Source organism: Rhodoferax sp., assembly GCF_037143375.1.
Lineage (GTDB): Bacteria > Pseudomonadota > Gammaproteobacteria > Burkholderiales > Burkholderiaceae_C > Rhodoferax.
The window spans coordinates 1-13,865 of record NZ_JBAWYV010000089.1 but is presented as its reverse complement, the minus strand read 5'-3'; the positions used below and the strand labels follow the sequence as shown (position 1 = coordinate 13,865).

Below are 13,865 nucleotides of genomic sequence, written 5' to 3'. Positions count from 1 at the left end.
GCCGCACCAAATGCTGCAAATGTGGCGGCCATTTTGTGACCGACCCGTATGAGAATGCCCGCCACTACGAGTGCGGCTTGTGCACCCCACCAGCCCGTGCTGGTAAAAGTGCCAGCACCGGCGGGATTTTGTTGCACTGACTGAATAGCTAATCAGCAGTCTGCACCAGCACCATGTCTTGCTTGATGAGCTTGCGAAAAGTTTCACTGGCACCGGCCCAATCCACAATATCGACCCGAATGGGCAGATCAGACAGTTCGAAGGCATCCGTGATGGAGGCCAATTGCGCAAGCGACAAGGGCTCGCGGGTGATCAGTGCCAAGTCAAGGTCCGAGTAAGGTTTGGCGGTGCGCCTAGCCCGGGAACCGAACGCCCACACATCAAGGGCGGGAACTTGCTCATGCAAGATGCGCACAACCTCGACCCAGTCGCAGGGGGCAAGGTCGACGGGAGGTTCACCGTTTAGCGCGGGGGCATTCATCGCGTATCAGAGTTTGGTGCTTCGGCGAGTCAGTTCAGTAAACAGGGCGCGGGCCTCGACCAAAAAGTCAGCGGCCACGGCAAACACCGCTTCGGCTTTACTGGCGTCATAGGTATGGCTGCTGTCTGTGCGCGCCTGGCGGTAGATTTTCCATTGTCGCCAGTCTGAGCGCAACAAGGCGCGCTCGTTGGCGATCCGAATCAGGTTCTGAAACGTACCGGCATCCATTTCAGCGGGGCTGGCCTCAGTGGCTTCCAGATAGCGCTTAAGCATTTTCCAGCTGAGTTCGTAGGTGAATTCAAAGCACTGAATAACTGAATTGCGCATTTGTTCGTGCAGACCAGGGTCGGCCTGCGCCGCAGGCGAGTTGGCATACATCAGGCTTTTTTCAAGCTGAGCAATCGCGTTGCCCAAAGGGGTGAAATCGAGGCTCATGCTGGCTTTCTGAAGTAATTGGACTTCATTTTGCAACAGACGATCGCATCTTAAATGTTTACCCCAAGCGCCAAACAGAACAAATTGGGCCAAAGCTTCCTAGGCAGGGATATTGCTACACTAGATCAACCAATTTGGAAGCAGTCTTGTAAGGGCGCCTTTGGGGGCCTTTTCTTTTTATTGCTGTCTTCATTTGCTTCTTAAAATGAAACATTGCACGATCTAACTTGCTCACCCACTATGGCTTCCCATCTTTACCTTGAAACTGTAAAACCATGATAGTTATTGTTGGTTATGTGGTTTCCATGGGTTGCATCTTCGGCGTGTATATTTTTCACGGCGGCAACATCCAGGTGATTCTCAAGGCGCTGCCTTTTGAGTTGATCACCATTTTTGGCGGTGCCTTGGGCGCTTTTGCGGTGAACAACCAACCCAAAGTGCTAAGGGCCACGATGAAGCTGATCCCCCAGGCTTTAAAAGGCTCCAAGTACACCAAGGCTCGTTACCTTGAGCTACTGGCGTTGCTGTACGACATCCTGCAAAAAGCCCGTAAAGAGGGCTTGATGGCAATCGAAAAAGATGTTGAAGACCCGCATTCTTCCACGATCTTCCAAAAATACCCTGAGGTGGGCAACGACCATCATGTGGTCGAGTTCATGACCGATTACCTGCGCATGATGGTGTCGGGCAACCTGAACGCCCACGAGATTGAATCGCTGATGGACAGCGAAATTGACACCCACCACGCTGAATCGCATGCCCCGATCGCGGCCATTGCCCGCTTGGCTGGCGCACTGCCGGCATTCGGCATTGTGGCGGCGGTGCTGGGCGTGGTGAACACCATGGGCTCGGTCGGGCAACCCCCGGCGGTGCTGGGCGGCATGATTGCATCGGCTTTAGTGGGAACCTTTTTGGGTATTTTGCTAGCGTACGGGGTGGTGGAGCCCTTGGGTGGCTTGCTGGAGCAAAAAACAGAAGATGGCTCCAAAGAGTTTCAGTGCATCAAAACCACGTTACTGGCCAGCATGCAGGGTTACAACCCCTCCACGGCGATTGAATTTGGCCGCAAAGTGCTGTTTTCTACTGAACGACCCACATTTACTGAGCTTGAAAGTCATGTGCGCGGTAAAAAATAATTTTGCGCTAGGCTGATATGGCGACGGACGGTAAAAAACTACAGCCGATCATCGTCAAGAAGATCAAAAAAGGCGGCCACGCGGTGCATGGCGGCGCCTGGAAGATCGCTTACGCCGACTTTGTTACCGCCATGATGGCTTTCTTTTTGCTCATGTGGTTGCTGGGCTCCACCTCTGAAGGTGACAAAAAGGGCTTATCAGATTACTTCACGGCTCCTTTAAAAGTTTCCATGATGGGCGGCAGTGGCGCGGGCGCCAGCAACAGTGTTTTGCCCGGTGGCGGATCTGACCTTACGGTGCAAAGCGGCCAGTCTAAAAAGGGCGATGGCGCCGACCCGATCAAAAAGAAAATGATGGCGGAAGCCATGAAGGCGGAGGTTGCCAAGCAGGATGCCAAGAAATTGGCGGCCCTGAGCGCAAAGATCAGCGCCGTTATTTCAAACAACGCCAAACTTGCCGAATTCAGCTCCCAAATCAGGCTGGAGACTACGCCCGACGGGCTGCAAATTCAAATTGTGGATGACCAGAAACGGCCTATGTTTGACAGCGGTAGCGCGTCCGTCAAACCCTACATGCGCGAAATATTGAGAGAAATCGGCATGGCCCTGAACGGGGTTGAAAACAAAATCAGCCTCGACGGGCACACCGATCGCTCCCCTTACAGCAGCGCAGAGCGCGGCTACAGCAACTGGGAGCTCTCGGCGGACCGTGCCAACGCCACACGGCGGGAACTGGTCGCCGCTGGCATGCCCGACGACAAGTTGGCGCGGGTGGTGGGGCTGTCTTCAAGCATATTGCTTGACCCAGACAACCCCTTTAGCCCAACCAACCGAAGAATCAGTATCATCGTGATGACTCGCGAAGCCGAAGAAAGGCTGATGGGTTCAGGTCGATCCCAGGTTGCAACAAGCACTGAACCCGCAGCGGATGCCACGCCGGCAGCCAACCAATAGCATTGAGACAGCATGATTTCATACATACTAGTTACCGTTCAGACAAACGCCATTGAAAGGGTGTCACATGGCAAATGAGCTTCGTTTTTTGGTTGTTGATGACTTTTCCACCATGCGGCGGATCGTTCGCAACCTGCTCAAGGAAAGTGGCTACACCGAGGCTGATGAGGCTGAAGACGGTGTAGTGGCATTGCAAAAGTTGCGCAACAGCAGTTTCGATTTTGTCGTTAGCGACATTAACATGCCCAACATGAATGGCTTTCAGCTGCTCATGGAAATCAAAAAGGATGAAAAGCTCAAGCACATTCCTGTTTTGATGGTGACGGCCGAAGCCCGTAAAGAAGACATCGTGATGGCCGCACAGCAAGGGGCTGCTGGCTACATCGTCAAGCCTTTTACCAAAGCCACGCTGGAAGACAAGGTCAGCCTGATCCTTACCAAGCTGGGATTGAAATAAACACCATGCAAAGCAACACCCCAACCCCTGCGCCGACCAGCGCCGCTTCTCCGGATGTGCATAAATCCATCGGCATGCTGACGCGCCAGTTGCACGATTCACTCAACGGACTCGGACTGACTGACAAGGTCAAAGGCTGGGCCGGCGAACTGCCGGATGCCAAAAGCCGCCTCTCTTATATTGCCCGACTTACCGGCGAAGCCGCTGAAAAAGTGCTTAACCGGGTTGATCTGGCCAAGGCACAGCACGACCACATTGCCGCCGAAACCCGACGCATTGGTGCCCTGATCGTCAAAGACCCCGTCGCCGCAGTGGCCAAGGGCCATGTGATGAATTTTCTGACTGACGTTGAGGAGTCGACCAAGCAGATCGATCAGCACCTCACCGAAATCATGATGGCCCAGGACTTTCATGACCTCACGGGCCAAGTGATTGCCAAGGTGGTTAACTTGGCCGCCAGCATTGAAGAGCAACTGGTGCAACTGCTGATTCAAACCGCCCCACCTGATGTGGTGGTTAAAGCACCGGTACCGGCATCACCCCCACCAGTGGAATACCATCACCCCGTTTTATCAGGTCCGGTGGTCAACCCCGAAGGCAATCCCGATGTGGTCCACGGCCAATCCGAGGTGGATGATCTGCTGGCCAGCCTGGGCTTTTGAAGTGAGGGGTTAAGCCCCCTCTTATTGCCCTTTAGTTGAGGGAGTGGCTTAGGACAATGGTGGGAACTTAAAAGTCACCCCACCATGGATTCAAGCAGTCAAGATCGCAATTTACCAGCCTCCGAGCGGAAGCTTCAAAAAGCGCGTGACGACGGTCAAGTTTCCCGTTCCAGAGACCTGTCACATCTGGCTGTTTTGGGCACTGGCGCCCTGACCTTGATGACGCTGGCGCCGCTCATGTTTGACCGGCTAAAAACCCAACTGAGCCTGCAACTTTCTTTCACCGCTTCTACGGTGACGCACCCTGAAGCCATGTTGACCCGTATGCAAGACATGGTGGCCTTGGGCTTGCTGGGTTGCGTCATTTTTGCAGCCATCACCACGGTGGTGGTGATGTTGAGCACCGTGGCCATTGGCGGTTGGGTCAACAGCCTGAAACCCATCGCACCTGACTTCAGCCGACTGAATCCCCTGACAGGGTTAGGGCGTATGTTCACCAAAGACAAGTTCACTGAAGTGCTGAAGATGCTCTTCATCACTATCGTGTTGTTTGCGCTGGGTATCTCCTATTTATCTTCCAGTCTTCACTCCCTTGCCACTTTGGTATTGCAACCCTCCCCCGCCGCCATTCGTCATTTAACCGAATGGCTGACTTCGGGCATGAGTTTGCTGCTGGTGGTGATCTTGCTGGTGGCGATGGTGGATGTGCCGCTACAGGCCTTCTTGCATAAATCCAAGATGAAGATGTCGCAGCAAGAAGTGAAGCAAGAGAACAAGGAATCCGACGGCAACCCTCAAATGAAGGGCAAGTTGCGCCAACGGCAGCGCGAAATTGCACAAGGCAACAGCATTGGCGCCGTGCCCAAGGCCGACTTCATTCTGATGAACCCGACCCACTTTGCGGTCGCCATCAAATACGACGAAGCCACCATGCGGGCGCCTCAAGTGGTGTCTAAAGGGGCTGATCTGCTTGCCATGAAAATCCGGGATATTGCCAAACACCACGCCATCCCGGTACTGCAGTCGCCGATGCTGGCGCGTGCGCTTTACGCCAACGCCGAACTGGACCAAGACATTCCTGCCAGCCTCTTTACTGCTGTAGCCCAGGTGCTGGCCTACATCTATCGCCTCAAAGCCGCCATGCGCGGGGATGGACCCATGCCCGGCGAGCCACCACAACCTTTTGTTCCGCCTGAATTGGATCCCTTCTCCAAGGTTATCGCCAACGCACCCACACCATGAACCCACAACTTAAATCACTGCAAAACTGGTTTGGCGGCAATGCGTCGCTGATCCAGGGCGCGGCCGCACCCCTGCTGGTGGTGGCCATTTTGGCCATGATGGTGTTGCCGATGCCATCATGGATGCTCGACACCTTTTTCACCATCAACATCTCGGTTGCCCTGATGGTCATGATGGTGGCGGCCTACATGATTCGCCCGCTTGACTTTGCGGCGTTTCCTGCGGTACTGCTGCTCACCACGCTGATGCGCTTGTCGCTCAACGTGGCTTCAACCCGGGTTGTTTTGCTGGAAGGCCACACCGGCCCAGGCGCTGCGGGCGCAGTCATTGAGGCCTTTGGCCACTTTTTAATCGGTGGCAACTTTGCCGTCGGCTTGATTGTTTTCTCGATTCTTGTGGTGATCAACTTTGTGGTGGTGACCAAAGGTGCAGAACGAATTGCCGAAGTTTCGGCCCGCTTTGCACTTGATGCCATGCCAGGCAAACAGATGGCGGTGGACGCCGATTTGAATGCCGGTTTGATTGACGAGAAAGAAGCCAAACGCCGCCGCGCCGAGGTCTCGGAAGAAGCCGACTTTTTTGGCTCCATGGACGGCGCCTCCAAGTTTGTGCGCGGCGATGCGGTTGCCGGCATTCTGATTTTGTTGATCAATATTTTTGGCGGCTTCATGGTCGGCGTTTTGCAGCACGGCTTGAGTGCCGGCCAAGCAGCCGACACCTACATTTTGTTGGCGGTGGGTGACGCGCTGGTGGCGCAGATTCCGGGCTTGCTGATCTCGGTGGCTGCCGCCATGGTGGTGTCACGCGTTGGCAAGGACCAGGACCTGGGCCGCCAGATCATTGACCAGATGTTTATTTCACCCCGGGTGCTGGGCATCACGGCAGGCATCATGGGCATTCTTGGCATCATTCCTGGGATGCCGCATGTCGTTTTTCTGGGCATCTCCGGCGTGCTGGGTTATTCAGCCTGGGTGTTGGCCCACAAACCCCCACCAGTGCCAGCCGATGCCGCGTCAGACACGCCAGCAGTCGCCACCGATGGCGAAGCCACCTGGGATGACCTGCAACCTGTTGACCAACTGGGTCTGGAACTGGGCTACCGGCTGATTGCACTGGTGGACAAAAACCGTCAGGGCGACTTGCTGACCCGCATCAAAGGCGTGCGCCGCAAATTCGCCCAAGAGGTTGGATTCCTGCCGCCACCGGTTCATGTGCGCGACAACCTGGAACTCAAACCCAGCGGCTACCGCATTACCTTGCGCGGCGTCACGGCGGGCGAAGGTGAAGCGTTTCCGGGCATGTACCTCGCCATCAACCCCGGCGGCATCACCACCCCGCTGATCGGCACCGCCACCACCGACCCTGCATTTGGTTTGCCAGCACACTGGATCGACGAACGTCAGAAGGAAGCCGCACAAATGGCCGGATTTACCGTGGTTGATTCCGAGACTGTGATGGCCACTCATTTGTCACACTTGATGCAAGTTCAGGCCTCCAAGTTATTAAGCCGAACCGAGACCCAGCAACTCGTTGAACACGTGAGCAAGCTGGCACCGAAACTGATTGAAGAAGTGGTTCCCAAAATGGTCCCCATCGCCGTATTCCAGAAAGTCCTGCAGTTGCTGCTGGATGAATCTGTGCACATCCGCGATATCCGCACCATCATCGAATCCTTGGCCGAGCATGCCAGCACCGTGACCGACCCGGCAGAACTGGCGCGTCGGGTTCGGATTGCGTTGTCTCCCGCCATCGTGCAGCAGATCTATGGTCCAGCGCGCGAACTCAACGTGATCGCCATCGACCCGTCATTGGAGCGGCTCCTGGTGCAGGCCCTTGGCAACCCCAACGGCCCAGCGCTGGACCCAGGCGTGGCAGACATTTTTACCCGCACCGCTGCAGAAGTAGCGAACAAACAAGAAGAAATTGGCATCCCGGCTTGCTTGCTGGTGCCAGACCAAATTAGAAGTGCTATTGCCCGTCTTGTACGTCGCGTAGCACCCCGGCTTCAGGTTCTCGCACACAGCGAAATTCCTGAATCCCACACCATCCGTATTGGACCGATTCTTAGGGGCGCATCATGAATATTCAACGCTTTACTGCACCGACATCTCGCGAAGCTCTGGCCAAAGCGCGTCTCGCTTTTGGCGACGGCACCCTGATTTTGTCCAACCGCCCCACCGCCACTGGCGTCGAGGTGGTCGCGACAGCCGAAGATACGCTGGCGGCACTGGACCACTCTGAATCGTTTTCCAACCGGAGCAAAGACCAAGCTGCGCTGCGCAAGACATCGACACCCGGCAACACAGAAACCAGCAACCTGGTTGAGGATGACGCCACCAAACTAACCATGAGCACGCTGTCGTTTCAGGACTACGTGCGCGAACGGATGCTACGTCGTCGCCACGAAGCTATCTCTGGTCAAACTGAGCCTGCATTGAAAGAGGAAGCGGCCCCCATCATTCGCCGCATGCCCGAGAGTGCACGGGTTGCGCCCATCCAGTTTGAGCCTCGGGTTCAACCTAAAGTAGCCCCGGTGCGGCCGACCCCAGTGATGGCTCCTGCCCTGGCACCCGCCATGTCGCAGGGCATTGTGGATGAACTCCACGCCATGAAGGCATTGATTGAAGACCGCTTCAACACCCTGACCTGGTTGGGACAAGCGCGCCAGCACCCGATCCAGTCCAACCTGATGCTCAAGTTGATTCGGGCCGGTTACTCACCCACCTTGGCCAGAACCATTCTTGAGCGCATGCCCGAAGAAATGGGCGCACCTGAGTCCGTTCGCTGGGTAATGGACGTGCTGGAGCGCAACCTTAAAACCGATGCCGCAGCTCGTCCACTGCAAGAAGAAGGCGGCACTTATGCGCTGGTGGGCGCCACCGGCGTTGGCAAAACCACCACCGCCGCCAAACTGGCAGGATTGTGTGTCCGCGCCCACGGCCCCAGCAGCGTTGGCCTCATCACGCTGGACACCTACCGTGTGGGCGCCCATGAGCAACTCCGCTCCTACGGTCGCATGCTGGGCGTTGTCGCGCATCTCGCACACGACCGGGCGGCATTGCAAGACTTGCTCAATCTCCTGGGCAATAAAAAAATGATACTGATTGACACGACCGGACTCGCCCCCAGCGACCCCCGCAAACGTGACATGCTGGATGTTCTCAACCTGCCGGGCGTAAACCGTTTGTTGGTGCTCAACGCAGGCGGTCATGGCGACACGCTGGACGATGTAGTTTCTTCTTTCAAGTCCAACGGCGTTCAGCAGGCGGTCTTGTCCAAGATCGATGAAGCCGCGAAACTCGGCCCAGCGCTGGATGCCGCCATTCGTCACCAGTTGGTGTTACGCGGCGTCACCATGGGTCAAAAGGTTCCCGAAGACTGGGAGTCTGCTGATGCGGCCAAATTGATTCGTCAGTCGATGCGCTCACCCGGCAAATCGGCGTTTGACCCGACATCCGCAGACTTGGGCTTCTTCTTCACCGAGTCCACACCTTCTTACTCAGGAAGACTCGATGCTTGAAATGTGCGTCAACCAGGGTGCTGGACTCACCAGCATGGGTTTTCAGACTGTTCCACGCGTCATGGCGATGGCCAGCCACGGAAACCAACAGGGCGAACTGCCCCTGCTCTGGAATCTGTGCACCGCGCTGGTCGGCTTTGGTTACCCCGTGGCCGTGCTGGACGCCACCACCGTTGAAACCGCCAAAAATCCCGGACTCGATCAGTTGCTGGACGACGCCTGCTGGCAAGATGACGCGTTTGAACCTTTGTCGTGGACGGTGATACCTGCAGCCCATGGGCTGCAGCGACTCGCAACGCAACAGTCAGATGTTCAGGTCACTCTGGAACCACTAGGCGGTCTGTTTCAGAATTTTGGCGTGATTCTTATCTATGCTGGTGCAGATGTCTTATCTCGCCTCTTGCCAGGGAGTAGCATTGAGCCCCTGCTGACCGTCTCACCTGTCAAAATGTCTGCGGTCACAGCCTACCAAGCGCTTAAACATATGTTGCAAAATGCCCAGCTTCGGCCTACCGTGGCAAACATCACCAGCGAACAATTTTCGAAATCATCCATGGCGAGCCAATCTTCAGTTAAAAAGTTGCAGGACTGTGCAATGACATTTTTAGACTACCGACTTGACTCACAGCCGGTGCAAGCCATCAAACAGCAGGATTGCCGCTCAGACGACATGAACCGGCTGGCCTTGCGCTTGCTGGAGAACGCCATGCCGATTCACCGTCACCATTTTGTGGGGAGTCATTGATGTACACCGCCAAGGGGCAACTCAACCGCAACGACTTGATCAAGCAGTACCAACCGCTGGTGCGCCGCTTGGCGCATCACATGATGGCCAAGTTACCCGCCAATGTGCAGGTAGATGATTTGATTCAGGTTGGTCTGATCGGATTGTCTGAAGCCCTGACCCGCTATGAAGCCGCTCAAGGCGTTCAGTTTGAAACTTTTGCCACGCAACGCATTCGTGGCGCGATGCTGGACGAATTACGTGGCAACGACTGGATGTCTCGCGGATCGCGCAAGAGCCAAAAAGAAATCGAACAGTCAATGCGCCGCCTGGAGCACAAACTGGGCCGCACTCCGCTGGAAAGCGAAATTGCAGCCGACTTGGACATGAGCCTAGTTGACTACCAAAGCTTACTGGGAAAAGTTCGGGGCACCCAACTGGTGTACCTTGAAGACATGGCGCGAGGCGATGAAGACCAGGACAGTTTTCTGGACCGCCATGTGGGCGACAGCGAAGCCGACCCGATGAACATGCTGCGCGACCAGCGTCTGCGTCAGGCCTTGGTGGCCGCCATCAAAAACTTGCCAGAACGCGAGCAGTTCATCATGAGCATGTACTACGAGCAAGACATGAACCTCAAGGAAATTGCGGCCGTGCTGGATGTGACCGAGTCACGTGTTTGCCAGTTGCACAGCCAGTCTATTGCCCGGTTACGGGCCAAAATGCGGACGCATTAAAAGGCGCTTATTGCGGGCTTGCACCGCAATGCACTCACCACCGACAAGAATTTGAAGATTGGGCTTAAGCAGCCAGAAATTTAAAGGCGCCCGTTTGCTTGCCCAGACTCCCGTAGGGTCCGGTAGCTTTGGCGTATGTGGCATCCTGCGTAGCAGGCACAACTGCTTTTAGCGCCATCTCAACCAAGGCGGTACGACGGTAAAGTCCGTCTTTAAGGATGGGCAACCCTTCTGCGATTTTTTTCATGCGTAAAACCAGGGCTTTGTCTTGACGGTCGTTGGCGCTCAATCCTTGCATGAGCTGAGAAAAATCAATGGTGGCTTGCCGCAATGCAACGCTAGCCGTTTCCAGGGCAAGGGGTTCTCCACTCACAAGCGCTGCTGATACCTCGTTGAAACTTAGTTCAACGCTGGCCAGCGACTTTTCGATGTGAGCAGAAATCATTTATCAGCCTTTAGATCCGTTAAGCATTTCTGATGCATTGGACAGCAACTTATCGGCAATCGCTTCAGGATTGACAACATACGTGCCTTTCTGGATCGCTGATTTCACTGAGTTGACCTTGGCCATATCGACCAAGGCTGTGTCGCCGCTCTTGGCGGCACTCATCGTGCGCGCCAGCGTGGACACGGTGACGGCCACACCGGCGGACTGCGTGCTCTTCGCCGCGTCTGCTGTGGCTGTCGTGACCGCAGCCGGACCGCCTTTTGCAGGCGATGTGGACGCAGTCGATGTTGTCGGAATTGAATTGTCTGAAGGGTGACCTATTTTCATCTTGCTCTCCAAAACCACTGTAAATGTAGCCTCGTAAGCATACTATCGACAAGATTTTGCCGGGCTTTAGCCCTTTTTGCTTGCGATGAAGTGGCCTCATAAGAATAAAGCCCTAGATTTCCAGTCTGACTGTACGGTTGTCCAGTACAACCCCCGTCATCACCCGACCGCTGTCCATGCGGACCCGCGCGGGTTGCCCCACCACTCCTGCAGACAAAGCCTGACCATCAGAAGTAATTTGGAAACCGGTGCCCTGGGCGACCACGCGTACCTGCGCACCTGCCTGAAAAACCTGGGCTGGTTTGATCATTGACTGGCGTAAGGCCTGACCGGTGGACAACGCCCTGGTCGCTATTTGACCTGACCACTGCAATGGATTAGCCACGATAGGGCTATTTTCTTCAGCCCAATCAACCTCCGCTTCAATGGCATCGGCCTCGGTCAGCACGGCGCCCGAGGCCACATCACCCTTGATCACCCAGGCAGCCCCAAAGGCTTTGATCGTCACCGGAAGAAAAACATTCCACTTGGTACTGCCAGACAGGCAGCGAAGACCCAGACGCGTTTTACCCCACAGGCGCGTTCCGACGGGAATATAAGGCTCCACTTTGGCACAAGGCGCCAACCGAAGTCGGCTGTCGAGCTCACCCACCGTAACTTCCATGCGCAGCGGCGCCACACCGGCAGTCCGAACCGAGGCAACCGCCTTGTCCAACCATTGTTGGGTGGCTTCAATGAATTCGGGCTTGCCTCCTGTGACCTGCGCGCAGACCGGCACCTGGGTCAGCAGAAGAAAAACGAGTACCGCAAGCAAACCCGGCAAATGGATGTGTGCGTGGACTGAAGTGGTTGAGGTATTAAACATAGATGCCTGACGGTCTTGTCTAAGTAACTATAGGCACACCCATTCCCGATGAAGCACGCAAGTAAGGGGAGTTTTCCCTGTTATTCAAGGCATCAAAAATTTAAGTAATTCCCATAATTGCCGCATATCGAAGTCCTCAGTCATCGCAGTAGGGCCCGACGAACGAAAGCAGAGGTGTCTCATGATCGCAAATTTAACCAGTGGCTTGGACTTCCATTCGAAGGCCCTGGTGCTGCGTGCGGAACGCCAACGCGTGATTGCCACCAACATTGCCAACGCCGACACCCCGGGCTATGCCGCCCGCGACCTGAATTTCAAAGACGCCATGAACAACGCCACTGGCGGTGGTCTCACCAGCGGCTTGATAGCAAGCAGAAGCAGCTCCCAAGGTAACAGTACTGGCAGCAATGACGGCACCTCCAACGCTCGGCATATTCCATTATCTGGCAGCACGATCGGCTCCCTGGGCGGCGCCTCCAGCCTGGCCTATGTCGCGCAAAGCCAACCCAGCCTGGATGGCAACAGCGTGGACCTGGACCGCGAACGCGCCAACTTTGTTGACAACTCGGTGCGCTACGAGGCCACCCTGCGCTTTATTAACGGCCAGTCCAAGACGATGTTGAGTGCCATTCAGGGCCAATAACCCCTAAAGCCTGCGGAGAAACCTCATGTCCATGTTTTCAATCTTCAATGTGTCTGGCAGCGCCATCAGTGCCCAGTCGCAGCGACTCAATGTGGTGGCCAGTAATTTGGCCAATGCTGATGCCGTGGCTGGTCCCGATGGCCAAGGTTACAAAGGTCGGCAAGTGGTGTTCGAAACCACGCCAATGGGCTCAGACGCATCATCAGGCGTACGCGTTGCTTCTATTAAAGAAAGCACAGAACCACTGCGCAAAACGCACAACCCAAGCCACCCTTCTGCAGATGCAGATGGCTATGTGACAAGTTCAAACGTGAACCCGGTAGAAGAAATGGTCAACATGATCTCCGCCTCACGCTCCTACCAGAACAATGTCGAAGTCATGAACACGGCCAAGACCCTGCTCCTCAAAACCCTGCAAATGGGTCAGTAAAAACTCAAGGATCGCACCATGATTACCGCCACTACTTCCTCGACCGCGTCTGCCGCCGCAACAACAGCGACCACGGCAACAACGGCGACCGATACCGCTACACAGGACCGCTTTATGAAGCTACTGGTCGCGCAGCTGAAAAATCAGGACCCCATGAATCCGATGGATAACGCGCAAATGACCAGCCAGATGGCGCAGATCAATACGGTTACGGGCATCCAGCAGGTCAACGACACCTTGAAAAGCATGGCCACCCAGTTCTCATCGATGCAGGTGATGCAGGGCACGTCCATGGTGGGCCACAATGTTCTGGTTGAGAGCAACAGCTTGTCAGTTAACGCGGGGGTTGCCAATGGCGCCATCGATTTGTCCGGTAATGCGGATGCAGTGAAGTTAGACATCCTGACGCCGGGAGGTCAGCTTATCGAATCCGTCAACCTGGGTCCACTGACAGCAGGCCGCCAAGCATTCAGCTGGGATGCATCGTCCTACAAAGGCACGGGTTCACCCACTTTTAAAGTCACCGCAACCTTGGCAGGTCAAACCGTCGCCACCACCTCACTCGCCCAAGACTCTGTCGTTTCAGTTGGGAGCAACACCAGTGGCGCCATGTCGATTCAATTGCAAGGCCGCAGCGCCGTGGCCTACGACAGCATCAAGGCCATTCTCTAGTCAACACCTCATACCTCAAGGAAAACATCATGTCATTTCAAACAGGTCTTTCCGGCTTAAATGCCTCCAGCCGCAACCTTGACGTCATCGGCAACAACATTGCCAATGCCAACACGGTCGGCATGAAATCTTC

Annotated in this window: 19 protein-coding genes; 14 read left to right on the top strand and 5 right to left on the bottom strand. The window is 55.4% G+C overall.

Features of this window, described 5'->3' with window-relative positions; genetic code table 11:
• The coding region (locus tag WCG50_RS13015; protein ID WP_336900031.1) for a FlhC family transcriptional regulator at positions 1-140 on the top strand (140 nt) is incomplete at its 5' end.
• 8 nt (positions 141-148) lie between these two features.
• Here the strand turns inward: WCG50_RS13015 and WCG50_RS13010 are convergent.
• The gene (locus WCG50_RS13010; RefSeq protein WP_336900029.1) at positions 149-481 is read right to left on the bottom strand and encodes a nucleotidyltransferase domain-containing protein; all 333 of its coding nucleotides are present in this window, start codon (positions 479-481) and stop codon (positions 149-151) included.
• A 6-nt stretch (positions 482-487) separates the two neighbouring features.
• On the bottom strand, positions 488-916 hold the full coding sequence (locus WCG50_RS13005) for an HI0074 family nucleotidyltransferase substrate-binding subunit (RefSeq protein ID WP_336900028.1): 429 nt from the start codon (positions 914-916) through the stop codon (positions 488-490).
• Positions 917-1,191: 275 nt separating this feature from the next.
• On the opposite strand from WCG50_RS13005, the gene motA reads away from it, so the two are divergent.
• From motA to WCG50_RS12960, 9 genes are all read left to right on the top strand, one after another.
• A complete protein-coding gene (gene motA / locus WCG50_RS13000; RefSeq protein ID WP_336900027.1) occupies positions 1,192-2,052 on the top strand; it encodes a flagellar motor stator protein MotA in 861 nt (286 codons plus the stop codon).
• A gap of 17 nt (positions 2,053-2,069) precedes the next feature.
• Positions 2,070-3,005 (top strand): flagellar motor protein MotB, encoded by a 936-nt coding sequence (motB, locus tag WCG50_RS12995; protein WP_336900026.1) that lies wholly within the window; start codon positions 2,070-2,072, stop codon positions 3,003-3,005.
• Positions 3,006-3,072: 67 nt separating this feature from the next.
• Entirely contained in the window at positions 3,073-3,462 is a 390-nt protein-coding gene (gene cheY / locus WCG50_RS12990; protein WP_114972570.1) for a chemotaxis response regulator CheY, read from the top strand.
• Positions 3,463-3,467: 5 nt separating this feature from the next.
• Positions 3,468-4,124, top strand: coding sequence for a protein phosphatase CheZ (locus WCG50_RS12985; RefSeq protein ID WP_336900025.1), 657 nt, complete (start codon positions 3,468-3,470; stop codon positions 4,122-4,124).
• 84 nt (positions 4,125-4,208) lie between these two features.
• Positions 4,209-5,366, top strand: a complete 1,158-nt coding sequence (locus WCG50_RS12980; protein ID WP_336900024.1) for an EscU/YscU/HrcU family type III secretion system export apparatus switch protein — start codon at positions 4,209-4,211, stop codon at positions 5,364-5,366.
• Positions 5,363-7,447: a flagellar biosynthesis protein FlhA gene (flhA, locus tag WCG50_RS12975; protein WP_336900023.1), complete on the top strand. Its 2,085-nt coding sequence runs from the start codon at positions 5,363-5,365 to the stop codon at positions 7,445-7,447. Before WCG50_RS12980 ends, flhA begins: the two co-directional genes overlap by 4 nt.
• Positions 7,444-8,886, top strand: coding sequence for a flagellar biosynthesis protein FlhF (gene flhF / locus WCG50_RS12970; protein ID WP_336900022.1), 1,443 nt, complete (start codon positions 7,444-7,446; stop codon positions 8,884-8,886). The genes flhA and flhF overlap by 4 nt, the downstream gene beginning before the upstream one ends.
• Positions 8,879-9,631 carry a hypothetical protein gene (locus WCG50_RS12965; RefSeq protein ID WP_336900021.1) on the top strand — a complete coding sequence of 251 codons (753 nt, stop codon included), beginning with the start codon at positions 8,879-8,881 and terminating at the stop codon, positions 9,629-9,631. The genes flhF and WCG50_RS12965 overlap by 8 nt, the downstream gene beginning before the upstream one ends.
• Positions 9,631-10,347, top strand: a complete 717-nt coding sequence (locus WCG50_RS12960; RefSeq protein WP_336900020.1) for an RNA polymerase sigma factor FliA — start codon at positions 9,631-9,633, stop codon at positions 10,345-10,347. The genes WCG50_RS12965 and WCG50_RS12960 overlap by 1 nt, the downstream gene beginning before the upstream one ends.
• Before the next feature lie 64 nt (positions 10,348-10,411).
• On the opposite strand, the gene WCG50_RS12955 is transcribed toward WCG50_RS12960, so the two are convergent.
• The 3 genes from WCG50_RS12955 to flgA all read right to left on the bottom strand — a co-directional run bounded on the left by WCG50_RS12955 (position 10,412) and on the right by flgA (position 11,987).
• Positions 10,412-10,792, bottom strand: coding sequence for a hypothetical protein (locus tag WCG50_RS12955; RefSeq protein ID WP_336900019.1), 381 nt, complete (start codon positions 10,790-10,792; stop codon positions 10,412-10,414).
• A gap of 3 nt (positions 10,793-10,795) precedes the next feature.
• Positions 10,796-11,122: a flagellar biosynthesis anti-sigma factor FlgM gene (flgM, locus tag WCG50_RS12950; RefSeq protein WP_336900018.1), complete on the bottom strand. Its 327-nt coding sequence runs from the start codon at positions 11,120-11,122 to the stop codon at positions 10,796-10,798.
• Positions 11,123-11,234: 112 nt separating this feature from the next.
• Entirely contained in the window at positions 11,235-11,987 is a 753-nt protein-coding gene (flgA, locus tag WCG50_RS12945) for a flagellar basal body P-ring formation chaperone FlgA (RefSeq protein WP_336900017.1), read from the bottom strand.
• Between the two features lie 181 nt (positions 11,988-12,168).
• Between flgA and flgB the strand changes: the two genes are divergently transcribed.
• The 4 genes from flgB to WCG50_RS12925 all read left to right on the top strand — a co-directional run.
• The gene (flgB, locus tag WCG50_RS12940; protein ID WP_336900016.1) at positions 12,169-12,630 is read left to right on the top strand and encodes a flagellar basal body rod protein FlgB; all 462 of its coding nucleotides are present in this window, start codon (positions 12,169-12,171) and stop codon (positions 12,628-12,630) included.
• Positions 12,631-12,655: 25 nt separating this feature from the next.
• A complete protein-coding gene (gene flgC, locus WCG50_RS12935) occupies positions 12,656-13,060 on the top strand; it encodes a flagellar basal body rod protein FlgC (RefSeq protein WP_336900015.1) in 405 nt (134 codons plus the stop codon).
• 18 nt (positions 13,061-13,078) lie between these two features.
• Complete coding sequence (locus tag WCG50_RS12930; RefSeq protein WP_336900014.1) at positions 13,079-13,732, top strand: flagellar hook capping FlgD N-terminal domain-containing protein; 654 nt, start codon at positions 13,079-13,081, stop codon at positions 13,730-13,732.
• A gap of 29 nt (positions 13,733-13,761) precedes the next feature.
• Positions 13,762-13,865: flagellar basal body protein (locus WCG50_RS12925; protein WP_336900030.1), on the top strand; the 104-nt coding region annotated here is incomplete at its 3' end.